The following is a 478-nucleotide window of genomic DNA, read 5'->3' on the forward strand; positions in this document are numbered from 1 at the left end:
ATTACTGACCGCCTGCTGGACCGTCAGGCCGCCAAACTCGGCGATCTTCAGCTCGACGCCCGGGTAGCGCTGGCGGAAGCGACTGATCGGTTCAGCCATCAACATCCCGACCATCGGCGGAATGCCAAGCCGCAGCACCCCTTTATGCAGGTGGTTGATATCGCTCAGCTCTGACTCCAGCTGGCTGAACTCGCCCAAGATCGCCTGGCCGCGTTCAAAAACGACGCGCCCGGTATCGGTGAGCAGCAGTTTGCGGCCGTCGCGGATCAACAGCGTGCAGTTCAGCTCATCTTCGAGATTCTTGAGCATCTTGCTGATGGTGGGCTGTGTGACAAACAGCTTTTCCGCCGCGCGAGTAAAACTCTGCTGACGAACCACTTCAACGAAATAGCGCAGCGTTCGGATATCCATAATTATTCCCTGAGACTATACCTGCGATGATTTTAATTCATTTCTGTCCGCTTCGGCGGCTCTCTAT

General features: G+C 55.9%; 1 protein-coding gene. It reads right to left on the reverse strand.

Going from position 1 to position 478, the window contains the following annotated elements; translation table 11 throughout:
- Window positions 1–411 (reverse strand): LysR family transcriptional regulator (locus M3205_RS25200; protein ID WP_251172366.1); only part of this gene is annotated, 411 nt, incomplete at its 3' end.
- Window positions 412–478: the final 67 nt, after the last annotated feature.

The sequence above is a fragment of the Cytobacillus firmus genome (genome assembly GCF_023715565.1).
GTDB classification, from domain to species: domain Bacteria; phylum Bacillota; class Bacilli; order Bacillales; family Cytobacillaceae; genus Cytobacillus; species Cytobacillus firmus_C.